Raw genomic sequence first — 25,526 nt, 5'->3', positions numbered from 1 at the left:
CGCCCCGTACCCCATAAGGCGTAGCCTTGATTACCCCATAGTGCCAGACACGGTCGCTGTATTTGTTCGTCATGGTAGGCGTAAGCCGTATCAATCCTTATGTTGTGTCGGCTCTCGCCTGTGCGCCATAGGCGCGGTCTTTCGGAAGTTTGGGGCTAGTATTACCCCAAACTTCTGTTACAAACCCAACAAACTTAGGTTTTAAAAGGGTTTAAACCTTGTAACACGAAAATGTTACATCTGTTACAAGTTACAAGTTGTAAGAAAGGGGAGAAACTTATGGAAAAAGATACTGCTTCTAGAAAGTGGCAGATAACGATAAACAACCCGGTAGAAAAGGGATTCACACACGACCGGATAAAGGAGCTTCTCACAGAGTTTCGCCAAGCGGTCTATTGGTGCATGTCTGATGAAATTGGTGAGGAGGGAACGCCCCACACTCATATTTATCTTCATAGTGCTTGTGTGGTTCGCTTCTCTTCTGTCCGTAAGAGGTTCGATGGTGCGCATCTTGAAATGGCAAAAGGAACTGCACAGCAAAACAAGGATTACGTTATGAAGACGGGTCGCTGGCTCGATACCCGGAAACATGAAACTTGTATTGATGGCACTTTTGAGGAGTTCGGTGATGTTCCGGTTGAACGACAGGGAAAGCGGAATGACTTGGATGACTTATACAGCATGATAAAGGATGGTATGTCAGATTTTGAGATTCTTGAGCAGGACGCTTCTTATATCCTTCACATGGATAAGATTGACCGTGCCAGACAGACCGTCAGGCAGGAGACCTATAAGAACACATGGCGAAATGTTGACGTTACATACATCTATGGTGATACTGGTTCTGGAAAAACTCGCGGTGTTATGGAACGATACGGATATGAGAACGTCTTTCGCGTAACTGATTACTTGCATCCTTTTGACAATTACAAAGGTCAGGATGTGGTAGTGTTCGAGGAGTTCCGCTCAAGTCTGCGTATTGGCGATATGCTTAATTACTTGGACGGATACCCCCTCGAACTGCCTTGTAGGTACGCAAACAAATATGCTTGCTTTACCAAGGTCTATATTATCTCAAATTTGCCCTTAAGTCAACAATACAGTCAATTGCAGATAGAGAATTATGAATCCTACCGGGCATTTCTGCGTCGCATTTCTGGCGTCCAGCATTATACTGGCGGTTGTATCGAATATAGCAAGATTGAAATGCTCTCCAATGGCTTCCGCTTGCTCCTCGATGATGAGAAAACGCCTTTTGATGATGCAAATGGACTGGGGGTGGCATGATGTATGTAGGACAGCTTTTGAAAGGTTTAAATTTAACAGGTGGTCAGGTTTCTATCCGTAAACAAGACAGAATCTATGGACTTACATATTTGGGTGGTGGCTCCCCTGAAAGGTGTATTAAACGTTTTGAATGGCGTGCTGTACTTGGTTCCTGTATTGTAGATAATGTACTTATCTTATATGTTGACTAACTATTTCGTTAAATTCTAGTTTTCCAAATAGTAACGGCTACGCTCCCACACTCGCTTGCCGCGACTATTCGGAACAACTTGAGTTTAACGAAAAGTTGAATCAATATTTACTCACAATCATGGCTACCAGGTTTTCCCTGCCTGGTAGCCATAATATTTCATTTAAATAAAATCTCAATCATATTCTATAATCCTATTACACTATCCGCGTTTCCCTATACTATAATACAGCAGCCAGCATCCCAATATAACATAACCTTTCTTCTACAACGCGAACACAATTGTCTTACCTCCATTTATACTGAAACATTACACTATAATATATCGTGCAGCTCTCCAAGGCTCAGATCTGAATCTATCCATCTCCTATTCAATCTCCATATTCAGCCTGCCTGCATTAGAAAAGATCCACAGGGTCTCACGCCGTTCGGGAGTATAGTCCTTGAACTTTAAGATACGCAGGTGCAGACGGTCGCCATTGACCTTTTCATAGTCAAATTCTGCATTGCCGTCTTTCATGATCCCCTCGAGCTTCAGATAGTCGCAAAGCTGGTGGAACAAAGGAAGATATTCAGGCAGAACATTCCGTTCCGCATAAAGAAGGAGTGCTTTGCTGAACCTCCGGCCCATCTCCTGGAGACAGCTTTCAAAATAATCCGGGATATAGAGGCTGCGAACGGTATCCACACTGAGATTTACAAAATAAACACCGCTGAATACAGGCTCCAGGACAGCGAGAAACGTATCTGCATCCTGTTTTTCCAACAGCGTCTGCTTCAGGCTCTCGTCCAGGATCCTCATCCTGCGCTCATTTCCATTATTTTGGTAGAACCACTTTTTATCCTCCTGCATGGCCGCTTCTGCTTCCTGGAGCATCGCGTTCACCTCATCGGCCTCCTCACAACAAGCTATTCCGATAGAAATATCATAATTCTGGTCATGAAGGGATTGGCGTACCCGCTCCATCTCTGCCTGCAGCTTTTGCATATTCCTTCCACGGCACAAAACGACAAATTCATCACCGCCAATGCGGTAGACGTCTTCCAGCGGAAATCTTTGCCGCAGTTCGCCGGCTACAGCTTTGAGCATATCATCCCCCGCGCTGTGTCCCAGATGGTTGTTGAGTTCATGCAGTCCGTTAACATCTACATAGACACAGGAAACAGGTCCTTGTTCTTTCAGAAGCGTATCAAAAACAGCATGGTAACTGTTTCGGTTCAGCAATCCGGTCAAAGAATCATAATTGGCGATCCGCCTTAGTCCCTCATTGATATCCGCATTTTTCTTCATGCTGGATATGATCCAGTAAATAATAAGGATCGTGAGCAGGACGACGAAAAAAAGACAGATTCCCAGTACCTGCCCATCTGAAACAGAAGACAATAACGCGGTATAAGTCATAGCCACGATCTCTGACCTGCGCATCCCAGCGAGAAGCACCCAGTTTACGGACGGGATCGGCCTGTAAAACACATAAACCAATCCATCCTCCCAGGAATAGGTCCCCACGCCGCTCTCACCATTCAGCCCCTTTCGCTCCAGCTCCAGAATAAGACCGGTTTCTTCATCACCATTTTCTTCAAGCAGCTTCTGCGCATTATACTGTGACGTGACCCACTCCATATGGTTGGGATCACTGACTGCAATATCGGTTCCATCTTCATTAATGATATAAGATTCTCCTGAATTGATAAACCGGATATTCTGGATCACCTCACAAAAACGGTAACCGTTTTTCTCAACAGATAGTACACCGACAATCTCGTTCTCCTGGCGGACCGGAGCTGAGTAACAGACTACAAATTCATTCTCTGCATTATAATAGGGTCCGTAGACCGCAGTCTCTCCTGAAAAAGCAGTCTGGATATCTGCACGGCTCTGGATATGATCCCGCACGCTTCCATCGGACGCAACCGCCTTTTCCTGTGTCACATAAACCATCCGCAGATATCCACCTTCTATATATGGTTTCGGAAATCCGGCTTCATCCCCCTTAAGTACTGGAAGTTGGAATGCATTTGCTAAAAATACAGCCTCACTTTTGCCTGTATTTAATTCAGTCTCAATCATATCGACGCCCTGGTCCGTCATTGCCTCCACCATGGTGATCGTATATTCTGTAAACAGATTTTGAACATTCCGCAGTAATACAAAATAAGCAGCCGTTATCACAATCAGGATAGTCAGAAAAAATACGATTCCAATGCGGATTCCCAGTGACACAGCATGTTTTTTATTTTCAGTTCCCATAGATCCTTTTACCTTAAGCTTTCTTCATGAATCAGTATCTTTTCAACAAAACACTCCAACCGACTCATTTCTGCATATGTTATAGTATAGCAAAATGGGGAGAAAAGAGAAATAAGAAACCTGGAAAAACAATGAAACTGGGCGAAATAATATGTTGCATTTTTGCGTCAAAAATGTCTGTAATAAAAAAGTATCAGAAATTCCATGAAACGGTTCCACAGAACTTCCAATACCCTTTATCTTCACAATATGAAACAGATCACTCGATGGGCGCCTGATAGAAGCCTCCATAGAAGTTCTCCGTCTTCAGCATGTTTACGATCACATGCTCATCGACTTCCCGCATCAGATGGACAATATCATTCACCTCATAGGAAGAGACCACCGTATGGAGCAGATACATCTTCTTATGGCTGTAGCCGCCCACTGCGTCCACGCAGGAGATCCCATGGCGGTACTGCTTCACATAAGCTTTGATGACCTGCTCCGCCTGTGTGGTCGTGATCTGCAGCGTCACACGCTCATAACGGTGATGAAACGCGGATATTGCTTTCGTAGATACAAACTGAAACAGGATCGAGTATCCTGCATGGAGCCAGCCAAACATATAGCCGAAAATGCACAGGATCACCACATTTCCCGCAAACACGTATTCCCAGATGGAACGCCCGGTCTTGTTGGACACATAGAGAGCGATAAAATCCGTGCCGCCTGTGGACGCATTGCCTCTCAGCGCGATCGCAATGGCAATCCCATACAGGAAACCGCCGAAGATCACATCCAGAAGCACGTCATTAAATAACGGCTCAAAATGAAGCACCTTCAAAAAGAAGCTGGCCAGGACAACCTGCATCATGGAATAGAATGTGAAACGCATGCTGATACTCCTGCTGCACAGGATCGCAACCGGGATATTCAGCACCAGCATTCCCAGTGAAGTTGAAAAACTGTGGCCATACAGGGAGGCGATCCGGTCGATCAGGATCGCCACGCCCGTAAATCCGCTGGAAAGCAGATCCGCCGGGCGAATGAACGCCTGAATGACGTAGGTCTGTAAAAGCGCGGAAGCCACCACGGCCACGATTGTGATCATGCGCCTCACCATAGCATTTTTTCTGTATTTTTCAAACATATTGTTCCCCCTGACGACTGGATCACGAAATATCCAGATTACTCTCCAAGTACGTTTAAAATCTCACGCACCTTTTCTGATGAAACCACATCATAGCAGGCTTCATTCGGAGAAGCCGCGTAGCTGTAGCTTACGTCTCCCACGATCGTGGTCTCATCACGCTTCCACGCTTTGCAGGAGCTGTGTACCTGGGAGATCCCGGTCTCAGCCATAAGCCCCGCCGCGTTGGACGCATTGATCCCGCTTCCCGCAAGGATCTCGATCTGGCTTCCGTACCGTCTCTGCAGCTCGCCGATCAGATGACGGCCCTCGATCGCCGTCGGTTTCAGGCCGCTGGTCAGAACCCGGTCCACACCCATGCCGATCAGAGCCTCCATCGTGGAAAATGCATCCCTGCTGCAGTCAAACGCCCGGTGGAACACAGCTTCCCCGCCATTTACATGGATCAGGGCGATCAGCCTGAGGTTCTGTTCCATATTGAGTGTTGCGTCCGCGTTCAGGCAGCCAAATGCGATACCGTCTGAACCATGGGCCATCAAAAGCCTGCACTCCTCTTCCATCACTTTGAAATCTTCTTCCGAATAACAAAAGCCTGCGCCTCGCGGGCGTACCATACAGATGACCTTCATGCCCGGGCATTCCTGCTTTACCAGGTCCAGGGCAGGGAGGGACGGCGTCAGTCCTCCCAGATGAAGTGCACTGTTAAGTTCAATCCGTTTCGCTCCGCCTGCATAAGCCTGCAGTGCATCATAATAACTGCCGCAACATACTTCCAGCATAAAAATCCCTCCCTTACGTCTCTCTACAGCTGTGCCAGCTTGTACAGCGCCAGCGCATAGATCTTTGCATTTGTAATAAGATCCTCCACGGTCATCCACTCATTGGGGTTGTGTCCGATGCCTTTCTGTCCTGGAAAACTGGGGCCAAAGGGTACGATCCCCGGCATGGCCTTGGCATAAGTCCCGCCTGTGGTGGTAACCGGCGTTCCATCCATTCCTGTCACCTTCTCATAGCTCTCCTGAAGTGCACGGACCATGGGGCTGTCCTTTTCAAAGACAACCGGATCATAGTTATGAAGAAGCGCCACAGAAAGCCCCTCCGGCGATGCCTTTGCCTCCACGCGAGCGACGATCTCGTCGATCGTAATGCCCAGAGGATAGCTAAGCGTCACATGGAAACTGACACGTCCGGCCTTTGCCTGTCCTGCCTGCAACACATCACAGGCATCCGCAGCCGGCTCCTCACAACCGTCTGCATGAAGCTCATACCCACGCATTTCCATTATACCATATTCGGGGTTGGAATAGTCAATCCCCAATCGGTCCCCGGTGTTTTTCGCACTGATAAAATAGGTGTTCACAAAAGAAAAGAACCGTTCCAGATCTGCTGCATTTCCATCAATCCTGAGCTTTGCCCGCCCGCGCTCACTGTATACCACAGGATATTTGCAGTCCGGTGTAAAACCGTAGACGGGCGGACGCTCTTTTGACAGGTAATACGTCAGGTCCTCGAACCCTGATTCCTCGTCACAGCCAAAAATGATCCTGACCGGATGCTTCATGGGCAGCTCAAGCTCCTTTAAAGCTGCAAGCCCATAAAGACACGCTAACACCGGCCCTTTATTGTCCAATACTCCCCTGCCGTAGATCGTGCCATTTTCCATATATGCAGAAAAAGGCGGATGGACCCAGCCCTCTCCTACCGGCACCACATCCACATGCCCGATGGCGCAGACATAGTCTTCTCCCCTGCCATACTGGGCATAGCCGATATGATTCTCCAGATTGACCGTAGAAAAACCAAGGCTTTCACTGATGGAAAGCGCCTTGTGGAGTGCATCACGCACTCCACATCCAAACGGCATATCCGGTTCTGCTTCTTCTTCCACACTGCCGATGCGCACCAGCTCCCGGATGCTTTCGATCATGGAATCACCAAGCTCATCGACCTTTTTAAGAATAGTATCCTCTAAATCCACAAAACCATTCGTCATGATCTTTCTCCAACCTTATTCCTCAATCGGCGCCATGCGCGTCTTCATATAGTTTTCCATCCATTCGTCAGAAGCCTTCTCGAAGCTGCAGTGTCCGTCTGCCTCTCTGTTCACCAGATAAACAGTCGGCTCCAGCGTCTCCGTTACAACCGCAATGGAAAATCCATCAATGTTGGTGGCTACGCCCCATTCTCCTTTCATGTTCATGGCGATCAGGGACAGATCCCCTGCCTCGCCGCGGCGCTCCCGGAGCTCGGCGTCCAGACGGTTTACGGCTGTCTCACAGGCCTCCTGCGGATGCATCCCCTCACCCATCAGGCGGACGATCTCATAGGAGATACAGCCCTTCATCAAGTCCTCTCCAAGACCGGTAGCGCTTGCCGCACCGCGCTTGGAATCTGCATAAAACCCGGAACCTGTGATCGGGGAATCCCCTACGCGTCCCTTCTTTTTCATGAACAGGCCGCTGGTGGAAGTAGCTGCGGTCATCTTGCCGTTCCCGTCCAGGCATGCCATGCCCACCGTGTCGTGACCGGAATAGGGCTTTAACTCCTGCTGCTTGATCTCCTTGACACGTTTCCGGTAGTGGGCTTTTGCACGGTCAGTCAGCATGTTTTTCCGCTCAAACCCCTGCTTGTGGGCGAATTTCTCCGCGCCCTCCGCAACCAGCATACAGTTTACCTTCTCGTGGCTTAAAGAACGGGCGATGGATACCGGGTTCGCAAAATCCTTAATGGCCGCCACAGCTCCAATATCCAGCGTGTTGCCGTCCATATAGGCCGCATCCAACTCCACTTCCATCTCCTCATTGGGAAGCCCGCCGTAACCGACCGACTTATAATACGGGAAATCCTCTACCTCACGGATCGCTGTCTCAATGGCGTCACCGGCGTCACCGCCTTCTTTTAAAAGCTCAGAGCCTTTGGTGATCCCCTCCACAGCCATTCTCCAGGTTGCTATCATACCCCACATATTTTCATCCTCCTATTGAAAGCGATTCTCTATGAGCAGTCCTTATCAGGTTCCGTCTGATCAATAGCAGATCTGCTTTTTTAAATCCTCCACACCAGTTCCATCTGCAAGCGCCTTTGCCATTCTGCACATATTCTTCAGTGCGTCATTCAGCCCCAGGCCGCCCTTTTTTGGCATCTTTACGATGGCAACCTTGTCCTTGTAATCTGCGATGGTTTCCTTGTTCTCCTCTGACATGGCTGCAAATGCTTTTGCGTCCGTGTTCTGGTTGATATCGCAGGCTACGCGGGCACTCATGGCTGCATAGTCCAGGAAATTGAACGCCGGGCCGCAGAGGACCACATCCGGGTTCAGCTTTTTCACCATGGCACACAGCTTCCGGCTCACCTCATCCGGATCAGCCAGGTACGTACCGTTGCCGCAGCAGAGACAGGCGATCACGTGTCCGTCCACTTCTTTTAAGAATGGCTCCATCATCACAGCCGGGCCGATCGGGTCTTTTTTCCCGGTCAGCGGCACCATCGTATCGTCCTTGGTTCCCAGACCGGACTGGATCTGGTCAAATATCATAATAATCTTCATAGCAAAACCTCCGTTTCTATGAAAAGCAGCCGTGGCCGCAGCCACGGCTGTATCAGTTATTGTTTCAGCTTTTATCAATTCTCTTTACAGATCGTCGAAGGACAGATCATCCAGAGAGATATCATCGTCGTCTTTATTTTCCACAGCTTTTGCTTCATCTGCAAGATACTGTTTATCCATCATCTTGATGAATGGCATATAGATGAATACACCCAGCACCAGCAGCAATGCCTGGAGCACTGCACCCTGCCAGCCAGTGGCAAGGAAGCCGGAAAGGATGACCGGCATGGTCCACGGGATCGCTACGCCGCTGCACAGCGGGACCAGGCCGATGCTCATGCATGCATAGGAGATCACGATGTTGATGGTCGGCACCAACATGAACGGGATCAGGATCATCGGGTTCAATACGATCGGAAGACCGAATACCAGCGGCTCATTGATACCGAAGATTCCAGGTATAAACGCCAGCTTACCTAACTCCTTGACACGTTTGGAGCGGCAGAAAAGCAGCATGGCGATCAGCAGGGACAGGGTGGAACCGCAGCCGCCGAAGGTGGCAAACAGATCCTGGAACTGCTGGGAAATAATGTTCGGCAGCACAGCGCCCGCCTGGAATGCAGCCAGGTTCTCTGCGGAAAGTGTCTGCAGGATCGGGTTAAATACCGCACCCACAACAGAACCGCCGTTCACTCCAAAGAACCAGAAGAAGTGAAGGAAAATATAAGCGATCACCATAGCCGGAAGGGTATTTCCAAGCTTTAACAGCGGAGTCTGCAAAATCGTGAAGATAAAGTTAAACGCATTGCCGTAAGGCGTCATTGCAAATACAATATTGATGATAAAGAATACCAGTACGGACATTCCTGCCGGAATCAAAGCCGCGAAGGATTTTTCAACGGTCGGCGGTACGCCGTCAGGCATCTTGATGACCCAGCCTCTCTCATTGACCCATGCATAAATATGGACTGCAAGGAATGCACAGATGATTCCAACGAAGATTCCCTTAGAACCAACCCATCCTAACGGGATACCGGTCACGCTTGCGCCGCCGTCCACCAGGATCTCATAGGGCATGATGAGGAACCAGCATACCATGGAGATCGCAGCGCCAAACAGCTTATCAACCTTCATCTGCTCGGCGAACGAATAACCGATACCGATGACTGCCAGGATTGCCATAATGGAGAAGGTCGCATCCGTCGGTTTAGAGAAGTAGGACGCCCAGTTATCTCCAAAGAACCTTGCCCAGAAATCCGTCCAGCCCGGGATCGGGAAGTTGGCGATCAACAGGAAGAAGGAACCAACGATCAAAAGCGGCATGGATAACAGGAAGCCATCACGGATGGCGATTAAGTATTTGTTTTTACCGATTTTCTCTGCCAGCGGCATTAAAACGGACTCTAATTTATTTAACATCTTTCATTTCCCCCATATTTTTTCGGTGTATATCTTTCAGTACTGCGCCAGCATTTTACTGCTTCGCAGCTTTCATCAGCTTAATGGCAGATTTTAAAACTTTTTCACCGTCCATCATGCCGTAGTCAGTCTGATCGATCACCTGGATCGGGATCCCGGTGCCGCCATACTTTTTGGAAATCTCATCAAAGCGGTATTTCACCTGAGGCCCTAACAGGATCACGTCCGGATGACGCTCGTCGATGATCTGTCCGATCTTCCCGTCCGGGAACGCCTCAACCTCGATCGGAAGCTGATGGTCATCGGCTACTTTCTGCATCTTGCTTGCCAGCATACTGGTGGACATTCCTGCGCTGCAAAATAAATAAACTTTTTTCATTTTTATTTCCTCCCTATCTTTTTTCCAGTGCTACAATCCTTCTGTAGCTCTCGATCATTTCCTCAGCGATGATCTTAAACTGTTCTGCGCTCATGAGCTGGTCTTCCGCATGGACCAGGATCAGGGATCCTCCCACGTTTTCACCCTTTGCCTCCCGCTGGATCAGCTCAAAGTGAGCCTCATGACCAACTAAAAACAGCTTCTGTCCTGCTTCCACACAGGCCTCGGCTCCCTCAAAGTCACCCTGCTTCGCTTTCTGGATGGCCTCGATGTAGCTGGAACGTGCTGCGCCTACATTGGAGATGATCTGGAAACAGACCATTTCTAAACCCTCTGGCATTTTGCTACCTCCTTTTTCCTCTCGATACTTTGATAAGAGAAAATGCAGCCAACCGTTTCGATCGCTGCATCTCTCATTCGGTGCCTTTATTATAAGGCGGTTATTCATTGTTTTACCGTAACCGGATTTCCTAGCTGTTAGGAAATCCTCATCCCAGGAGCTTATCGATGAACTCCTCATAGCCGCAGGAGACCGTAAGCTCTGCCAGCTCCTGGGGTCGGTTCACGATCCCCGACACCCAGTCAAAGAAGATCTTGATCATCCGCCGGTCGCCGCCGTTGATGGCGAACAGCATCACCATACGCACATCAAAGCAGCCCCAGCGCACCGGATTCTTTAACTGTGCCACAGCTATGGTGGAACTGCGGGCAAATGCGCCGAATGCGTGGGGGATCGCAAATGCATTGACGAACGATGTGGGGGACATCTGTTCGCGCAGCAGTACGATCTCCTCAAACTCCGGCTCCACGATCCCGGCTTCCGTAAGACCGCTGCACAGGAAATGGATGATCTCTTCCGGCGTCTTTAGATCCAGATTCTGATAATAATGCTCTTTCCGGATCAAATGTCCGATGTGGGAGGCGAATTCAAGCTGGAATCCTTTTTTGTCAAGCTGGTTCAGCGCCTGGAGCACATTGGATTCCGTCTCTGAATCCACGAACAGATTGATCGTCACCGTCGGGATATCCAGCTTATGCCCGATGGGAAAGGTACTCAGGATAATATCCGCATCCAGTGCGGCTACCGCGTCCTCCTCAAAATAGCGGAAGATCCGCACAACCTCCATCCGCTCCCGGAACATGTCGGAAAGCTTTTTCACGCACATGTCGGAAAAGGACTGGTTGTGCGGCAGGATCATCACGGCACGGTATTTCCTCACGGAATTCATGCGCTCGCTGGCGGCGCCCAAATGGAGAGCGATAAAACCGCTCTCCATGTCAGAAATCTTCACATCCAGCTGTTCCTCCAAAAGATGCACCACATAGATCCCCATCTCAAAGACCAGAGGATATTTCCGCTTGATCTCCTCCAGAAATACGTCCTCCAGCGTCACCTGGTTCTTCAGGCGGTCGATCAGGCCGTGCATATGCATTTTAAGACCGGCGATCAGGTCGTCATCCTGCCGGAAATCCAGGCCAAACAGGCCATACACCTGCTCCAGAGCCTCTGTGACCAGCTTCTTTGTATTGAGCCATCTTCCGCGGAAGTTGACGAAATCACTGGTGTAATTGGAAGCACGCCGTCCCATGATCACCAGGGCGAACATGCCGATCTCCCCGTCCTTCACCTTGATGTGCAGCCGGTCCGATATCCGCTCGAAAAAAATCTTGGATATCTGATACTCAATGGTCTCGTCCAGCCCCTGCTCCTTGTCCTCCATATTGACATAGTTGGAGCAGCTCATCCGCTCAATGCTGGTTCCCGCATGGAGGATCAGCATGGGAAATAAGGATTCATGGATGGAATAGTCATATTCCTCCAACACCTCCACAAAGATATCCTTCACCTCGATCAGATCAAAGCTGCGGTACATATGGGCAAGGATATCCAGGTTCAGGAAATTCTCCTGTACCTCCGCTACCAGCAGGTCCCGGTAGAACCGGCGTTTGCTGGCCTCGTCCCCTTCCAGGGAGATACACTCCTTGTTCCGCACCAGTTTTAAGTTCGCGTATGGCTCCAGCATCCTGCGGATGCGCTTTAAGTCATTGTCTATGGAATATCCGCTGACATAGATCTGGCTCTGGAGCACAGTCAGGTTCAAGCTCCGCGTCTCAAACAGGAGCTTCTGGATGATATAGATGCATCTTGCTCCCGGCGTCTGGGGGATCTCCCCGTCTGCCTTTTCCTGCTGTGCAGGAAGGGGCCTTGCTTCCGGATTCAGACGGTATCCAAAACGCATATTAGATTCAATAGAAGGCACCCCCCCTGCTTTACGATTTATGGCATCCACGTCTGAGCGTATCGTCCTGTCCGACACCTGCAGAAGCTCTGCAAGCTGCCTGCTGGTCATATAATCATTCCGTTCTGCCAGTATGGCAAGAATCTGCTCCTGTCTCTTGTTCTGCAAGGCCTGTTCCCCCTTATGTGTCTCTTATTCTGCTCTGGTAAGCGCAAATACCTTCCACGGCTCCGTATAGTCAAGCAGGATATGCTCATATTCCGGAAGATGCCCGATCACATTCTTCCTGCCGTCATTCGGCATATCCTTTAAAACGATATGCAGCTCACCTTTATACTTGGGATATCCGTCATTCAGTATGACCACATCCCCGCGTTTTAAATCCCTGGTATTGGCAGCAGGGATGGACTCTTTTGCAAAAGTCACTCTCGGCCATGTGGACCGGATCATATATTCACTGAGATCGCCGCGCACCACATGCCGTTCTTCGTAATTAAAAATCGCTTCCTCCACCGGCGTCAATTCCTTTTCCATACAGACACCAAAGGTCAGTATACTGGGATTCACCTTCGCACAGGCCTCAAGCTCCTCATCGGTGGCGTATGCGTTGGCGATCAGGACATCATCGATCATACCGGTAGCAAACAGATGGCGCACCTGGAAATCCAGAGGACGGTCCCTGTGCATCTCAAGGGTGCAAAGCCCTTCATTGACCGGCCATGGGCCATAGGCATCCGGGTTTTCGCTGGAGACAAACGCAGAGACCGGAAGCTCCAGTGCCTTCATCGCCGCATTGCAGCGGTTGAAATGCTCCAGGCTCAGGCCGGTATAGCGCTGAGGATAGAAATTGTGGCAGGTGACCAGCTTGCTCCTGTCCGGATGATGATCCATCACATTCGCCACATACGCCAGCTTGGTGCTGGCATTCAGACCGATCTTCAGCCCCTGCGGGTTATAGGTCATCATACTCTCCTTCATCCCGTCAAACCCTTCATCCAGACGGATCCCGTCCACATGCATCTGGGTAAATACGGACAGATCCTCATAAGATATCCCCATCTTCTCAAAAACAGCTGGACTGACATCAGGAATGATCTCCATACCCGCCTCATGCGCCGCATCTGCCCGGATACGGAACTCCTCGATCACCTCTTCGCGGCTCTTACCCTCTACACTGAGCAAACAGGTAAAAACACTTTTAAACCCCAGTTCCCCGGCTTTCCTGATATAAGCGACATCCGCTTCCACAGTGGAATGCTCCGGATAAATTGAAATTCCCAGTCTTGCCATATGATAAACCCTCCTGTCAGGTACGCGCTCCTGCGTACTCTTTCTATTTTTATAAGGACAGTTTAACAGGCAGACTCTTAAATGTGCGGTAAATCCGTTTCCTAACTGTTAGGAAACCCCTAGAAAACCTATAAGTATAACTACAAAATCGTCGAAATTGCAGCCCGCAGGCTGTTAAAAGCCATGTCCTCATCTTCGCCTTCTATGGTGATCTCTACCGTGGTATCCTGACGGACACATAGCCCCATGAGCCCGATCATATCTTTACAGTCTGCCTTTCTCTGTTTCCCATCCTCCTGCACATGGATCAGGGTCTGGGCCTTAAAGGTCCCTGCAAGGCGGCACAGGCTGATAGCATTGCGCGCATGAAGGCCCTGGGGATCTGATACCGTATAGGTAAAGCGTTTCATTGATTTTTCCTCCGTGAGATTGTATTGCCGAATGTCTGGCTTGGATTCACTATCTGGCTCCATCTTACCACACTTTGTAAGAATCAGCAATGCTTGACAATCTGGGACCTCAATGAGTAAAATAGTAAGAGCAGCATAACAACAGTACAATCAGGAAAGGACGTCAAAGCGTCTATGAAATTACAGCGTCTGCTCAGCCTGGTGCGCCAGGCTGTGGATCAATATGAGATGATCAGCGAAAATGACCATATTGCCATTGGCATTTCCGGCGGGAAGGACAGCCTGACCCTGCTCTACGGCCTCCACCACCTGCAGCATTTTTACCCCAAAAGCTTCTCGCTCTCAGCGATCACGGTGGATCTAGGACTCGGCAATATGAATTTAGAACCGGTACGGGAGCTCTGCACCCAGTTTGAGATCCCCTATGAGGTGATCCCCACGGATATCGGTAAGGTCCTTTTTGATATCCGGCAGGAGTCCAATCCCTGTTCTCTCTGTGCAAAGATGCGCAAGGGGGCGCTCAACAGCAAGGCCCTGGAGCTGGGCTGCAACAAGATCGCCTACGCGCACCACAGGGACGATCTGATCGAGACAGCCATGCTCTCCCTGCTCTATGAAGGGCGTTTCCATGCATTTTCGCCCCGGACACGGTTAGACCGCACCGGTCTTACGGTCATTCGGCCAATGCTCTATGTGACAGAAGCAGACGTAAAAGGCTTCCGGAACAAATACAGCCTGCCGGTCTGCAAGAATCCCTGTCCCATGGACGGGCACACGCGCAGGGAATATGTGAAAAACCTGATCTCCACCCTGGAGCATGAGAATCCCGGTGTAAAAGACAGGCTGTTCCGGGCAGTCATAGAGGGAGATCTGGAAGGATGGCCCTCTCCTGCAGAGATGACCCGTCGGTAACCCATCAGATAAATAGAAAACAACCAGCAGGTGTGACCAGAAAGAAGGAACTGACATGGCAAATTTGCCTTACCACGAGCAAAAGGATATTGAGAATATAAAGAAACTGCGGCAGATCATCAGAGAACTGCCTCCATTCTGCGTAGAATATTTCCGGGGGATCGAACCGCGCACATCTTCACGGACCAGGATCGCCTACGCCTATGACTTAACGGTCTTCTTTGATTTTCTAAAAAAGGAAAATCCGTTCTTTTCCAAGCTGGACCGCATGGAGATCCGGCTGGAATACTTAGACCAGCTGACCGTATCCGATCTGGAAGAATACATGGAGTACTTAAAGTACCGCTTCAATGACCAGAACCAGGAGGTCACCAATAAAGAGCGGGGAATCATGCGCAAGATCTCTTCCCTGAAAAGCTTTTACAACTACTTTTTCCGCATTGAAAAGCTGTCCACCAACCCAGCTGCTCTGGTTCAGCTTCCCAAGCTTCACGACAAGGAGATCATCCGCCTGGATATTGATGAGGTTGCACTTCTTTTGGACGAGGTCGAGCAGGGGGACCAGCTGACTGACAAGCAAAAGGCCTTTCACAACCGTACCCGCATCCGTGACTTAGCGCTCCTGACCCTGCTTTTAGGGACTGGGATCCGTGTGTCAGAATGCGTGGGCCTGGATATCAACGATGTGGATTTTAAAAATGGAGGAATCCATATCCACCGGAAAGGCGGCAAGGAAGTGACCATCTACTTTGGCACTGAGGTAGAGGATGCCCTGCAGGACTACCTGGATGAAAGATTTGGTATCGACACCGTGCCGGGACATGAAAGCGCACTCTTCCTCTCTCTCCAGCGAAAACGGATCACCGTCCGCAGCGTGGAGAACCTGGTGAAGAAATATGCCCGGATCGTGACTCCCTTAAAAAAGATCACCCCCCACAAACTCCGCAGCACCTATGGCACAAACCTGTACCGGGAGACTGGGGATATCTATCTGGTAGCAGATGTGCTGGGACACGCTGATGTCAATACCACCAAGAAACATTACGCAGCGCTGGAGGACGAGCGGCGGCGGAGCGCGCGAAATGCGGTGAAGCTTCGGGAAAATACAGAGGGCTTCTAAATTTAAAATTTAGAGAAATTTGATCCAAAAATGAATTTAATTTTTAAGGAAGGGGGCAAGTAACATTTTCCCCTCTTCTTCTCTTCTTAAAAGAAATGCACTTTCTTAGGCGGCAGACCTATATTTGCGTTAAATCTCTCTCTGGTACAGATAGGCTAACCGGCGGCCAATTCGGGCAAACCGTGTTCTGCTGTCCTCCGGGCAGTTCGGCGCTTCGCTTCCATCAATCTTCGTTGATGCCGTTTAAATAACATCCACACAATAAATTTTTCCTTTCCCATCCGCTATAACTGCCTTCGAGCTTCTAAAACAATACAGGTCCAGCGGAATCCTATGGCCTTCCCATGTAAACTCCACTTCGCTTATCTTCCCCAGCCGATCTCCCAAAAGCCGGAGCATCTTGAGCTTACTGTGTCCCCTGTAACCGCTGTCCATAATAACACCGGTATGGCTCTTCATAATCAAAAGGGAACTGCTGCCGGAAAGTTTGGGCCGGTACACCCACTCGGACGTAAAATCTGTCTTCACAAGAAGAAATTCATTATAATAATAAAACCACAGATTATTCTGTTCGTCAATGTTCATGGCATAGCAGTCAATCATCGCATGAGTTGTATTTTTCCACAAAACACGCCCCTGTTCATCCCAGACCACGAGGCCGCTGGCGCCCAGCGGCTGATCCCACCCAAAATTCCCAAATATTCCCTCGTCAAAGTAACTGGTAACAATCCTGCCGTCCTCCATAACCAGGCAATCCTGAATTCCGTCCCCGAAGCAGGTCTGGGACAGCACCTTTCCCCCCCTGGATTCCTATAGTGCAGCTTTTCTTTATGTGTAATTATACTACATTTATATCGGATGATTGAGCCAAACATAAAATGAAACTGACATAATCAACATAATCGATACCCTTCATTTTTCACCAGATCCAGACATGATTTTGTTATATATTCCTTATGCCTGTATTCAAAATTTTCCCCATAATTTTCGTCTCTCATACTTACCAACATATCCACGAATTCTGTATAAGGCGCTATCTTTTTTATATATCTCACAAGGGAATTATATACTTTGGTCAGACAATCCGGCCTCGATATATAATCTTCATTTTCATCGTAATACCCAGTTATGCAATAAATTCTCGCCCTCCGGATCTCTCTCTTCCATCGCGTTCCAGCAACACCTGTTGGCTCATTTACAATCAAAGAGTAGCCCGCTTCAATGATGGAATTCCCAGTTGCAGTGTAGCCGTAGTCCAAGCACTCCTTGCTATCCACAGAGCGGATCTCGATGGCTCCCGCCTCCGGAAGATGGAAATAATACTCTGTATGATTACTTTTTCCATAGTGAGTGATAATGCTGATATCTCCACTTTCAATAACCCTGCCTAATTTTAGATCTTCTTTTATGATTTTGCAACCTAAGTCAACTGCCTTTTGCGCGACCATTAAAAAATTGTCATAGTCCATCCAATAATTTATCTGTTTTCCCACTTTATCACCAATCTAATTTGATTTTTCTTTTATATATTCAGCAAACAACAATATCTATTTTTACACCTCTATAAACTGGAATTTACGATGAATATAATAAAATTATTTCTTATTCTTGGAATTTAAAATCATGCGTTAGTTTATAGTCAACTGCAAACACATTAAAAATAAAGTCATAAGTGCATACCATAAAATGCTTATAATCATATTTTTTGTAGTCATACCGGATAGGCATTTTTTTCAGGTATTCACTATCTTGAATTATAAAGAATGATGCTTTGCACATAGCGTATGCCTCATTTCTACTAGCTTCAAATGTATCTAATTCACAAGAAGAATATTTTATTACTTGTTTAAATGTAAGCTCGTATGGAATCCATATATTGTCGTGAATTTTACTTGCAAGACGGCCATTTATCTTTCCCTTAAGTTTAAGTGTCGAACCTGTTTGAACAACATTATCTACAAAAATACAATCCCTGCCGTACAATACGCCTAATTCTTCAAACTCTATCAAATGATTATGTTCCACAACCATGTCCCTCCGCAAATTCCGATTTATCGTTTCATTCAGCTTACCTCCAAACTGGAAGTTTTCTGTTTGTTGTTTCATCAAACTATCTTTAAGTTTCTCTTTCTCGTATTCACTCATATTAATCCGCCATCTCCAATTATTTCCTCTATGCATCTACCTGTTTTCATTGCCTGCAATTGATTCACTCCTGAATAACAGGCCCCGTTTATACGTTTTTAATTTTAACAGCAATGAAAATTAATAACGATTACATCGCAAGACATCTTATCCTAATATACTGATTAAGACTGCAAGCAAAATAATTGACAATAGAAAAATCACTAAAAAAATCAAACCGACTATTTTCACAATCCTTTTTATTTGAGCAGGGTTATATTCCAGTAGCTTTCCCAATGTCTGCTCCAGTTCATCGGATACCTGCTGTCCAAACGCTTCAGCGATCCAGTTTGGATTATATTTATCGTTATTTTTTCCATAGGTATAACTCTTAGAAATCTCAATGTAGTTCTTAACGATTTCTCCACTGTTATTATATTTTCTATAATCGTAATATACAACAAAAAAGGACAAAAGAGGAATCATGGGTGCATACTCATCCTTTATATGGAGGAAATAAATATCCAAGTTGTCCACAACCGTAAGGGGCTTTGTGATCTGTGCAATCTGTTGATCACCGTCATAGATTGAAACATAATTTTTCAGTATTTGCTTTTATTTGTTTTATTGTAACCAGCATGGTTGAATCCTTTCTGCACAAGATTTTATGTGGGAAGCGTGAATGGCCCGCGTATTCCCCATTAGCTATAAACCAATTTATGTTAAAGTAAAGTATACAATAAGCAGATCAAACCGTCAATTGACTGGCCGGTTCCGGGAAATCTGCCCCAGATACTTTCAGCACACGATCGAAAGGAGTAGCCAGCGCGACTGTTATGTCAATACGAAGCATTCCAGTCTGGCTTCCATACCAGCTTCGCTACAAACGTAGGCAGATTCTGTGTCCATCCATGTCCACATGGATTTCACCTCCATGGGCGTTTACAATCTGGCGGACAATACGCAGCCCCATCACATGGGTATCCTCCTTTGGCAGTTGGCCTTCGTTAAGATACAGGCAGATATCCGGTAAAATTCCGCATCCATCATCCTGGAACCGGATCACAGGCTGGCCATTTTCCTGCACAGCCCGCACAGTAAGACTGCATCCACCTTCATTATGACGCACCGAATTTCCCAGGATATTCTGGAAGGCCCGCAGCAAAAGCTGTTCGTCACCTTCCATGGAAAACGCCTCGAATTCCGGTTCCATATAGATGGAAAATGGATAATTCTCGGGCTGCTCCACCGTGTTTAACAGATCTGCTGCCGCCCTGCGCAGAATGGCTGCCAGGGAGACCGTCTTTAATCGCAGGGGCTGCATATGGTACTCCAACTTGGAAACCAGGTTCAAATCTTCAATCAGATTGCGGATGCGGATACTTTGCCCGCGGATCAGAACAGCCCTCTTTCGCACCTCCGACCCTGGCTCGGATTGGTTCTCAATCATGTCAGCATAGCCCATAACCAGCGACAGCGGCGTGCGGATATCGTGTGAAACGCTGCTGATCCATTCCGTCCGTGCTTCATCCCTCTGTTCCAGCTGCCGGCGCTGTGTGGACAGACGGTCTGAAGTGCGGTTCAGCGCGGCTCCTATGTCCCCCATGGTTCCATTTTCCGGCAGATGAACACTTCCTCCGGAGGCAAGCTGTCCGATGGCGTCCGTCATCTCTCTCATCTTACGGTAGTAACGGTATCCGGAAACAAGGAGGACCACGATGGCAGCCAGGATTGTCAACACAAAACTCAAGGAAAAGAATGTCATCATCCCCTCAAGATCCTTCGTGTCCCGTCGGACATGGTAATTCCAAATACTCCCACGGGGATATCCAATCACAAGCAGCCCCTTATCCCCGCCCCAGACAGATACCGGATAATCATCCAGATACCAGCGGGCAAACGACGCGATTTCCGAGGCCGTATAGGCATGGTTCAGGTTTTCGGGCAGACGGTAGGTCCAGACAGGCTGTCCGGCATCGTCCAGTACCATGGCAAAAGAAACACTCATTTCCTCCAGGCTCGTGATAGCCTCCGCCTGTCCGGAAGCCATCTCTCCATCTGCGAAGTGGAGCATATCATAAATCTGTCTGACTGCATATTTCCCATGTTCGCTGCCGTTCCCATACAATTTTACAGTAACCGCACCGAGAATCCCGATCTGTATCGCAATAAAAAGCATAATCAGCAGGACGGCCGTTGCGATATATTTAAAATAAATTCTCATCAGGCTTTTCATGCGTTCATCCGATACCCTAATCCTTTCACTGTAATCAAAAATTCCGGCTCTGATGGCTTCTCCTCAATCTTTTCGCGAAGCTTGCGAATATGCACCATCAGAGTATTTTCGTAATCATAGTAGTTTTCCCCCCAGACGGATTCTGACAGGATATCGAATGTCATAATCCTTCCGCGGTTTTCCAAAAATAGTTTCAATAGCTGGTATTCCTTATTCGTCAGCTGGATTACCATGCCAGAACCGTCTAAAAGCCGCACGGTGCCTGCCGACAAATCCACCTCGCGGTCTCCCAGCCGATAGCATTGGCTGTTTTGTTCGTCCAGACGGTAGGTGCGCCTTAAAATAGCCTGAATCCGAAGGATGAGTTCTTTTGGCAGAAACGGCTTTGTCATATAATCGTCAGCGCCTAATCCAAGCCCCAGCAGCCGGTCTTCATCCTGATCCCTGGCAGAAAGGAACAGAACCGGAATCCGTTGTTCTTCCAGAACCGGTTTTATGCGCTGAAAAAAAGAAAAACCGTCCTCCTGCGGCATATTGACATCGAGAATCAGAAAGTCAACGTCCTTTTTAGAAAATCTTTTCTCTGCTTCCCGGCACGTAAAGACCATCTCCACAGAGGAAAATCCCTCCTGTATACATATGCTCTGCACCAGCCGGCACAGCTCTTCATTGTCATCCACTACCAGAATTCTTGCTTCTTTTAATTTCATTCCACACACCTTCCTTTGCCTCTATTATATCGGATTTGCGTGAAGTTGGTAGATACCATTCTATTATTTAAGGGAAATTTAAGGTTAGGAAAAGGTACAGATAAGGTAGGGATATTATGCTGAATACAGAAAACAAAAACATGCTATGAAATATGCAGTGCAAGGAGGATTCCCATATGTCGCATTACATGATTGAAACATCGCAATTGACAAAGACTTACCACGGAAAACCTGCCGTCGATCATTTAGATCTTCGCATCCCGGAGGGTTCTATTTATGGATTTCTCGGCCCCAACGGCGCCGGGAAGAGCACAACCATGAAAATGCTGTTGGGTTTGATTGGTCGTGACGGCGGCGCTATTAAAATAAATGGAGAGGAATTAAACGACCATACCCGCGTTTCCATTTTAAAACAGGCGGGCTCCCTGATCGAAAATCCCTCCTATTACGGGAATCTTACCGCTTATGAAAACCTGCAGATCAGCTGCATGCTGCGCGGGCTCCCGTTTCAGGAAATCGACCGGGTATTATCGCTGGTACGCTTGGACGGCCAGAAAAAGAAGAAAACCGCTCATTACTCTCTGGGCATGAAGCAGCGCCTTGGACTGGCCAATGCCCTTTTAGGCTCTCCAAAGCTAGTTCTCTTAGACGAACCCACCAACGGCCTGGATCCTGCCGGGATTCATGAAATGCGGGCGCTGGTAAAAAGCCTGCCAAAGGAGTATGGTATGACCGTCATGGTTTCCAGCCATCTTCTGTCTGAAATGGAACAGACGGCAGACCATATTGCCATCATCTCCGGCGGGCAGTTGATTTTTCAGGACACGCTCTCCGCTCTCCAATTCAGAAGCGTGCGACGGATTTTTCTGCGCACCTCCGATGATTCCGGCGCCGCCGCACTGTTAAAAGATAACCTGGAGCCTCATGGACCGGAGGCGCTGCTGTATTCCCCAAAGGAAGGGATACAGATTCCCTATCTGCCTGACGCCTCCCTGCGCCGCCTGCTCCGCCGGCTATGGGAACGTGGAATTGATTTATACCGGATTACAGAGCAGACACAAAACCTGGAAGATATTTACCTCGGTATGGTAAAGGAGGCGGGATTATGACAATCGGGAAAGAATTTAGCCTGGAGCTTCGCAAGCTGCGCCACCGGCATATACCTGCGCTGTTCCTTTTGACGTTTGCGCTCATTGCGGCCTGGGTTTCCTGGTGCCTGAAGGACCTGGATTTATCCAAAACCAATGATGCCGCTGCCATGCTGTTCTTAAATCTGCTTCTCATGAATACCATCCTCTGCCCCGTTATCGTGGCCGCGCTGGCCAGCCGGATGTGTGACATGGAGCAGGCAGGCAGCGCTTATCGATGGCTCTGCACGATCCAAAAAACCGAATGCATTTACCGCGGAAAGGTTATGGTTGGCGGTTTCTGTATGGCATCTTTCAGTCTGATACAGGCAGTCCTGTTCAGTTCCATCACAGCCTCCTGGGGAACCAACGGACAGGGGCGGCTCGCGTGGATCACCCTGTCGCTGTTTTTCACTCTGTTTCTGACGTCACTGTGTATTTTTATTTTCCAACTGAACCTTTCCCTTCGGTTTACGAATCAGCTGACCCCGATTTTCGTCAGCATCGGCGGCACTTTTGCGGGACTGTTTTCCTGGTTTTTAAACCGCTGGCCCCTGCGCTACCTGATTCCCTGGGGATATTACGCGGCGCTGTGTAATACCGGACTTGAGTATGATGAAGCTGCCCGCTACTCCACGTATTACTGGACGGGATATCCGGTTCTATGGCTGGCTGTCCTGCTTGCAGCCATAGCCATCCTGTATTATTTTGGGCAAAAGCATTTTCTGGAAACAGTCCGGGAAACCATGTGAAAGGAGAAAACCGATATGTTAGGAAAAGCCATTTACTGTGAGCGTATGAAATGTAAAGGAACCCTGATCTGGCCTGCATTTCTCTTGATACCCGTAATACCGATTTTGCTGGGCAGCGGCAATTATCTGTCAAACATCGAAATACTTAAGTCGGAATGGTATTCCCTGTGGACCCAGGTAACTCTGTTTTACGCCACCTTTTTCTTTGCTCCGCTGATCGGCGCTTACTGCGCCTTTTTATGGCGGTATGAAAACTTTAACAACTGCCGCAACGTTCTGTTTTCCACACCTGTGCCATATAGCACAATTTATTTATCAAAATTTCTCCTGGTATGTATTCTGTCAGCCCTGACACAGGTATGGTTCACTGCTCTTTTCCTCGCGGCAGGCATGGTAATCGGATTGCCGGGGCTTCCCCCTGCTACAATATTCTCCTGGATTATCCGTGGTTTGGCGGGGGCCTTTGTCATAGCGGCGCTTCAGTTTTTCATCGCGGCGGAGGTCAAAAACTTTGCCACTCCGATTGCCCTGGGACTGGCGGGCGGTGTAATCGGGCTGCTGGCTGCCAATACTTCGACCGGCCTATTCTGTCCTTATTCACAGATGCTTTTAGGAATGAACTCAAATAAATCGGAAGATATCCTTGGGCAGAATATTCCTTTATTTTTTGCGATATGCGGGGTATATCTGGTTGGGATCACATTGATTGGGATATGGAGAATGATGCGCGGGAACAAATGCGGGATGTAGCATTTGTTATCATACATTTAAAAAAAGATAGGTTATTCATAAAACTATTAAAGGAATATCTGAATAACGGTGCTCAGGCAAGCATTATAGCAGGTATTTTCCCGGTTGGCAACCATGTGTATTACTCTCTAAATGACGATATATGTCCTGAATTCTCCAAAAGATCTGTGAGCATATCCAGAAGCGTTAATTCATATGCAAATGCGCCCTCTTACAGTTGCCAATCCATTTAAAATCACATATAATTTCTATGTGGAGTTAAAAAACTTCTAATAAGGGAAGCCGCCGTTCCTGTTTATAGAACGGCAGGCGTCGAGCTGTCTTCCCGTTTATTGGAGAATAGAAATTGAACCTACAAATCAAGATTTTAAGCATGGGCATTTAAGGGGAGAGATTCAGGTGGTAGCAAACGTGAGGGGTAAGCACATCATTATCGAATTCAAATATAAGATATTAGGTTCAGAAAAATGGTATTTTAAAAATATTTCTGTAGATGAGTATTTTGATTTTTCTATGTTGGATGAAGGCGAAATATTGGATGTCGGTAGTATTCCGATGCATACTCACCTCATTGATTATTTTGATGATGAAGAGCGAAAAATAAGGCAAATATTTATTAGCTTAACGGATAATATAAAAAACGAAAAACTTCAATTTACTCAAATACTTTGGAATAATCAAAATAACACGATTGTAGAACGGATTGATCGTGTTGATGGGGTTATAAGTTACCATGAATTCATTATTGAAACGCTTCTACCAACGGAAATAACCGGTAATACCGAAAAAAATTATGAGGTTCTACGGTTTTCGCCAAAAGAAGACGGTATAGATTGTTGGTATCATGGTTTTATTCATGATAATGCTGATGGAAGCCAAAGCGAGATTTGCATCGAGCCTACTAAATAAAATTCATCTTATTTTAGTGGAGGTAGCAAGTCGGGCAGGGAAGGCCTGATGGCACTTTATCATAATTCGCAGAAGAAGCAGCCTGACAAACTGGTGAGCGCAAAGGCGCTGGCAAAACGATTTGTAGAGCGCAATGGCTTTATACGTCATGATTTGTGTCGATGGGATGATCATGGCTGGTGCAAGCGCCTCCCTCATGGAGGTAAAGAGAGGGTATACTTGCCAGATAATAAAGGAATGAATCCAAGCTATGTTGAAAATGCCTTATGTCGTGCAAAAGCATTATTTCACGATTTACCATGCTGTCCCAACCTTCTTAGAATCGATCACTATCCCGAAGAAGCAGATAGGATTACTTTGCAAACACTTGCACAAGTGGGCTTGCCTGTCCCGAATGAATCCATTCAGGAAAAACGCATTGACAAGAACACTTGCTTTCTTCAAGAGCATTTATATTGGGATTTGACAAAAGGTAATTATCAAATTGATAAGCTGCTTTTAGAAATCATAAAAGGTGATATTGGTGGCTTTTCTTTTCTATGTTCCAATGTGTATTTACTAAATACCGAAAGCGCTGTGCTTTATCACCTGTATGATGATAGAGGTGCTGATATTGCTGCCTTTGATAAACATGTATTACTGCCTTTGTACAAAAAATATAATAATTGGATTCTTCAACATGATAAAGTAAAAATAGACCGCCTATTTGCTGATTGCATGTAATTAGTATCTGCCAAATTT

Annotated in this window: 27 protein-coding genes; 9 read left to right on the top strand and 18 right to left on the bottom strand. The window is 47.5% G+C overall.

Going from position 1 to position 25,526, the window contains the following annotated elements; all coding sequences use genetic code 11:
- Positions 1 to 279 precede the first annotated feature (279 nt).
- Together AB1I67_RS14925 and AB1I67_RS14920 are read left to right on the top strand one after the other, a co-directional pair.
- The gene (locus AB1I67_RS14925; protein WP_367030660.1) at positions 280 to 1,287 is read left to right on the top strand and encodes a hypothetical protein; all 1,008 of its coding nucleotides are present in this window, start codon (positions 280 to 282) and stop codon (positions 1,285 to 1,287) included.
- Positions 1,284 to 1,478 carry a hypothetical protein gene (locus tag AB1I67_RS14920; protein WP_367030659.1) on the top strand — a complete coding sequence of 65 codons (195 nt, stop codon included), beginning with the start codon at positions 1,284 to 1,286 and terminating at the stop codon, positions 1,476 to 1,478. The genes AB1I67_RS14925 and AB1I67_RS14920 overlap by 4 nt, the downstream gene beginning before the upstream one ends.
- Before the next feature lie 366 nt (positions 1,479 to 1,844).
- Here the strand turns inward: AB1I67_RS14920 and AB1I67_RS14915 are convergent, their stop codons facing one another.
- The 12 genes from AB1I67_RS14915 to AB1I67_RS14860 all read right to left on the bottom strand — a co-directional run bounded on the left by AB1I67_RS14915 (position 1,845) and on the right by AB1I67_RS14860 (position 14,145).
- Positions 1,845 to 3,728, bottom strand: a complete 1,884-nt coding sequence (locus AB1I67_RS14915; protein WP_367030658.1) for a diguanylate cyclase — start codon at positions 3,726 to 3,728, stop codon at positions 1,845 to 1,847.
- Positions 3,729 to 3,987: 259 nt separating this feature from the next.
- Positions 3,988 to 4,860, bottom strand: coding sequence for a YitT family protein (locus AB1I67_RS14910; protein ID WP_367030657.1), 873 nt, complete (start codon positions 4,858 to 4,860; stop codon positions 3,988 to 3,990).
- Between the two features lie 38 nt (positions 4,861 to 4,898).
- Positions 4,899 to 5,639 carry a copper homeostasis protein CutC gene (locus AB1I67_RS14905; protein WP_367030656.1) on the bottom strand — a complete coding sequence of 247 codons (741 nt, stop codon included), beginning with the start codon at positions 5,637 to 5,639 and terminating at the stop codon, positions 4,899 to 4,901.
- Positions 5,640 to 5,662: 23 nt separating this feature from the next.
- The gene (locus AB1I67_RS14900; protein WP_367030655.1) at positions 5,663 to 6,853 is read right to left on the bottom strand and encodes a Sapep family Mn(2+)-dependent dipeptidase; all 1,191 of its coding nucleotides are present in this window, start codon (positions 6,851 to 6,853) and stop codon (positions 5,663 to 5,665) included.
- A gap of 15 nt (positions 6,854 to 6,868) precedes the next feature.
- Positions 6,869 to 7,825 carry a N(4)-(beta-N-acetylglucosaminyl)-L-asparaginase gene (locus AB1I67_RS14895; protein WP_367030654.1) on the bottom strand — a complete coding sequence of 319 codons (957 nt, stop codon included), beginning with the start codon at positions 7,823 to 7,825 and terminating at the stop codon, positions 6,869 to 6,871.
- Positions 7,826 to 7,885: 60 nt separating this feature from the next.
- A complete protein-coding gene (locus AB1I67_RS14890) occupies positions 7,886 to 8,407 on the bottom strand; it encodes a GrdB-related putative oxidoreductase (RefSeq protein WP_367030653.1) in 522 nt (173 codons plus the stop codon).
- Between the two features lie 84 nt (positions 8,408 to 8,491).
- Entirely contained in the window at positions 8,492 to 9,826 is a 1,335-nt protein-coding gene (celB, locus tag AB1I67_RS14885; RefSeq protein WP_367030652.1) for a PTS cellobiose transporter subunit IIC, read from the bottom strand.
- Positions 9,827 to 9,881: 55 nt separating this feature from the next.
- Positions 9,882 to 10,205 (bottom strand): PTS sugar transporter subunit IIB, encoded by a 324-nt coding sequence (locus tag AB1I67_RS14880; RefSeq protein ID WP_367030651.1) that lies wholly within the window; start codon positions 10,203 to 10,205, stop codon positions 9,882 to 9,884.
- A 13-nt stretch (positions 10,206 to 10,218) separates the two neighbouring features.
- The gene (locus tag AB1I67_RS14875) at positions 10,219 to 10,545 is read right to left on the bottom strand and encodes a PTS lactose/cellobiose transporter subunit IIA (protein ID WP_367030650.1); all 327 of its coding nucleotides are present in this window, start codon (positions 10,543 to 10,545) and stop codon (positions 10,219 to 10,221) included.
- 148 nt (positions 10,546 to 10,693) lie between these two features.
- On the bottom strand, positions 10,694 to 12,613 hold the full coding sequence (locus AB1I67_RS14870) for a PRD domain-containing protein (RefSeq protein ID WP_367030649.1): 1,920 nt from the start codon (positions 12,611 to 12,613) through the stop codon (positions 10,694 to 10,696).
- Positions 12,614 to 12,637: 24 nt separating this feature from the next.
- Complete coding sequence (locus tag AB1I67_RS14865) at positions 12,638 to 13,735, bottom strand: MupG family TIM beta-alpha barrel fold protein (RefSeq protein WP_367030648.1); 1,098 nt, start codon at positions 13,733 to 13,735, stop codon at positions 12,638 to 12,640.
- Between the two features lie 140 nt (positions 13,736 to 13,875).
- Positions 13,876 to 14,145 (bottom strand): HPr family phosphocarrier protein, encoded by a 270-nt coding sequence (locus AB1I67_RS14860; protein ID WP_367030647.1) that lies wholly within the window; start codon positions 14,143 to 14,145, stop codon positions 13,876 to 13,878.
- Between the two features lie 174 nt (positions 14,146 to 14,319).
- Here AB1I67_RS14860 and AB1I67_RS14855 point away from each other — a divergent pair, with 174 nt between their 5' ends.
- Positions 14,320 to 15,057: a tRNA 2-thiocytidine biosynthesis TtcA family protein gene (locus tag AB1I67_RS14855; protein ID WP_367030646.1), complete on the top strand. Its 738-nt coding sequence runs from the start codon at positions 14,320 to 14,322 to the stop codon at positions 15,055 to 15,057.
- 55 nt (positions 15,058 to 15,112) lie between these two features.
- The gene (locus AB1I67_RS14850) at positions 15,113 to 16,177 is read left to right on the top strand and encodes a tyrosine-type recombinase/integrase (protein ID WP_367030645.1); all 1,065 of its coding nucleotides are present in this window, start codon (positions 15,113 to 15,115) and stop codon (positions 16,175 to 16,177) included.
- A gap of 243 nt (positions 16,178 to 16,420) precedes the next feature.
- Here AB1I67_RS14850 and AB1I67_RS14845 read toward each other — a convergent pair whose 3' ends face one another.
- From AB1I67_RS14845 to AB1I67_RS14820, 6 genes are all read right to left on the bottom strand, one after another.
- A complete protein-coding gene (locus AB1I67_RS14845) occupies positions 16,421 to 16,969 on the bottom strand; it encodes a hypothetical protein (RefSeq protein ID WP_367030644.1) in 549 nt (182 codons plus the stop codon).
- 101 nt (positions 16,970 to 17,070) lie between these two features.
- Entirely contained in the window at positions 17,071 to 17,670 is a 600-nt protein-coding gene (locus tag AB1I67_RS14840; protein WP_367030643.1) for a hypothetical protein, read from the bottom strand.
- A 109-nt stretch (positions 17,671 to 17,779) separates the two neighbouring features.
- A complete protein-coding gene (locus AB1I67_RS14835; RefSeq protein ID WP_367030642.1) occupies positions 17,780 to 18,322 on the bottom strand; it encodes a hypothetical protein in 543 nt (180 codons plus the stop codon).
- A 147-nt stretch (positions 18,323 to 18,469) separates the two neighbouring features.
- A complete protein-coding gene (locus AB1I67_RS14830) occupies positions 18,470 to 18,787 on the bottom strand; it encodes a hypothetical protein (RefSeq protein ID WP_367030641.1) in 318 nt (105 codons plus the stop codon).
- 394 nt (positions 18,788 to 19,181) lie between these two features.
- The gene (locus AB1I67_RS14825) at positions 19,182 to 20,525 is read right to left on the bottom strand and encodes a HAMP domain-containing sensor histidine kinase (protein WP_367030640.1); all 1,344 of its coding nucleotides are present in this window, start codon (positions 20,523 to 20,525) and stop codon (positions 19,182 to 19,184) included.
- An 8-nt stretch (positions 20,526 to 20,533) separates the two neighbouring features.
- Entirely contained in the window at positions 20,534 to 21,247 is a 714-nt protein-coding gene (locus tag AB1I67_RS14820) for a response regulator transcription factor (protein ID WP_367030639.1), read from the bottom strand.
- A 176-nt stretch (positions 21,248 to 21,423) separates the two neighbouring features.
- Between AB1I67_RS14820 and AB1I67_RS14815 the strand changes: the two genes are divergently transcribed.
- The 5 genes from AB1I67_RS14815 to AB1I67_RS14795 all read left to right on the top strand — a co-directional run bounded on the left by AB1I67_RS14815 (position 21,424) and on the right by AB1I67_RS14795 (position 25,508).
- On the top strand, positions 21,424 to 22,356 hold the full coding sequence (locus AB1I67_RS14815) for an ABC transporter ATP-binding protein (protein WP_367030638.1): 933 nt from the start codon (positions 21,424 to 21,426) through the stop codon (positions 22,354 to 22,356).
- A complete protein-coding gene (locus tag AB1I67_RS14810) occupies positions 22,353 to 23,126 on the top strand; it encodes an ABC transporter permease (protein ID WP_367030637.1) in 774 nt (257 codons plus the stop codon). The genes AB1I67_RS14815 and AB1I67_RS14810 overlap by 4 nt, the downstream gene beginning before the upstream one ends.
- 15 nt (positions 23,127 to 23,141) lie before the next feature.
- Complete coding sequence (locus tag AB1I67_RS14805) at positions 23,142 to 23,876, top strand: ABC transporter permease (protein WP_367030636.1); 735 nt, start codon at positions 23,142 to 23,144, stop codon at positions 23,874 to 23,876.
- A gap of 399 nt (positions 23,877 to 24,275) precedes the next feature.
- Positions 24,276 to 24,785: a hypothetical protein gene (locus AB1I67_RS14800; protein ID WP_367030635.1), complete on the top strand. Its 510-nt coding sequence runs from the start codon at positions 24,276 to 24,278 to the stop codon at positions 24,783 to 24,785.
- A gap of 48 nt (positions 24,786 to 24,833) precedes the next feature.
- The gene (locus AB1I67_RS14795) at positions 24,834 to 25,508 is read left to right on the top strand and encodes a DUF3885 domain-containing protein (RefSeq protein ID WP_367030634.1); all 675 of its coding nucleotides are present in this window, start codon (positions 24,834 to 24,836) and stop codon (positions 25,506 to 25,508) included.
- Positions 25,509 to 25,526 lie beyond the last annotated feature (18 nt).

Source organism: Clostridium sp. AN503 (genome assembly GCF_040719375.1).
Lineage (GTDB): Bacteria > Bacillota > Clostridia > Lachnospirales > Lachnospiraceae > Brotaphodocola.
The sequence above is the reverse complement of the archived record's forward strand: the minus strand, read 5'-3'. Positions and strand labels throughout refer to the sequence as shown.

Excerpts from the sequence above, each read along its gene's own strand:
- AB1I67_RS14925 (WP_367030660.1), top strand. The coding sequence starts at position 280 with ATGGAAAAAGATACTGCTTCTAGAAAGTGGCAGATAACGATAAACAAC.
- AB1I67_RS14920 (WP_367030659.1), top strand. The coding sequence starts at position 1,284 with ATGATGTATGTAGGACAGCTTTTGAAAGGTTTAAATTTAACAGGTGGT.
- AB1I67_RS14915 (WP_367030658.1), bottom strand. The coding sequence starts at position 3,728 with ATGGGAACTGAAAATAAAAAACATGCTGTGTCACTGGGAATCCGCATT.
- AB1I67_RS14910 (WP_367030657.1), bottom strand. The coding sequence starts at position 4,860 with ATGTTTGAAAAATACAGAAAAAATGCTATGGTGAGGCGCATGATCACA.
- AB1I67_RS14905 (WP_367030656.1), bottom strand. The coding sequence starts at position 5,639 with ATGCTGGAAGTATGTTGCGGCAGTTATTATGATGCACTGCAGGCTTAT.
- AB1I67_RS14900 (WP_367030655.1), bottom strand. The coding sequence starts at position 6,853 with ATGACGAATGGTTTTGTGGATTTAGAGGATACTATTCTTAAAAAGGTC.
- AB1I67_RS14895 (WP_367030654.1), bottom strand. The coding sequence starts at position 7,825 with ATGTGGGGTATGATAGCAACCTGGAGAATGGCTGTGGAGGGGATCACC.
- AB1I67_RS14890 (WP_367030653.1), bottom strand. The coding sequence starts at position 8,407 with ATGAAGATTATTATGATATTTGACCAGATCCAGTCCGGTCTGGGAACC.
- celB (WP_367030652.1), bottom strand. The coding sequence starts at position 9,826 with ATGTTAAATAAATTAGAGTCCGTTTTAATGCCGCTGGCAGAGAAAATC.
- AB1I67_RS14880 (WP_367030651.1), bottom strand. The coding sequence starts at position 10,205 with ATGAAAAAAGTTTATTTATTTTGCAGCGCAGGAATGTCCACCAGTATG.
- AB1I67_RS14875 (WP_367030650.1), bottom strand. The coding sequence starts at position 10,545 with ATGCCAGAGGGTTTAGAAATGGTCTGTTTCCAGATCATCTCCAATGTA.
- AB1I67_RS14865 (WP_367030648.1), bottom strand. The coding sequence starts at position 13,735 with ATGGCAAGACTGGGAATTTCAATTTATCCGGAGCATTCCACTGTGGAA.
- AB1I67_RS14860 (WP_367030647.1), bottom strand. The coding sequence starts at position 14,145 with ATGAAACGCTTTACCTATACGGTATCAGATCCCCAGGGCCTTCATGCG.
- AB1I67_RS14855 (WP_367030646.1), top strand. The coding sequence starts at position 14,320 with ATGAAATTACAGCGTCTGCTCAGCCTGGTGCGCCAGGCTGTGGATCAA.
- AB1I67_RS14850 (WP_367030645.1), top strand. The coding sequence starts at position 15,113 with ATGGCAAATTTGCCTTACCACGAGCAAAAGGATATTGAGAATATAAAG.
- AB1I67_RS14835 (WP_367030642.1), bottom strand. The coding sequence starts at position 18,322 with ATGAGTGAATACGAGAAAGAGAAACTTAAAGATAGTTTGATGAAACAA.
- AB1I67_RS14830 (WP_367030641.1), bottom strand. The coding sequence starts at position 18,787 with ATGATTCCTCTTTTGTCCTTTTTTGTTGTATATTACGATTATAGAAAA.
- AB1I67_RS14825 (WP_367030640.1), bottom strand. The coding sequence starts at position 20,525 with ATGAGAATTTATTTTAAATATATCGCAACGGCCGTCCTGCTGATTATG.
- AB1I67_RS14820 (WP_367030639.1), bottom strand. The coding sequence starts at position 21,247 with ATGAAATTAAAAGAAGCAAGAATTCTGGTAGTGGATGACAATGAAGAG.
- AB1I67_RS14815 (WP_367030638.1), top strand. The coding sequence starts at position 21,424 with ATGTCGCATTACATGATTGAAACATCGCAATTGACAAAGACTTACCAC.
- AB1I67_RS14810 (WP_367030637.1), top strand. The coding sequence starts at position 22,353 with ATGACAATCGGGAAAGAATTTAGCCTGGAGCTTCGCAAGCTGCGCCAC.
- AB1I67_RS14805 (WP_367030636.1), top strand. The coding sequence starts at position 23,142 with ATGTTAGGAAAAGCCATTTACTGTGAGCGTATGAAATGTAAAGGAACC.
- AB1I67_RS14795 (WP_367030634.1), top strand. The coding sequence starts at position 24,834 with ATGGCACTTTATCATAATTCGCAGAAGAAGCAGCCTGACAAACTGGTG.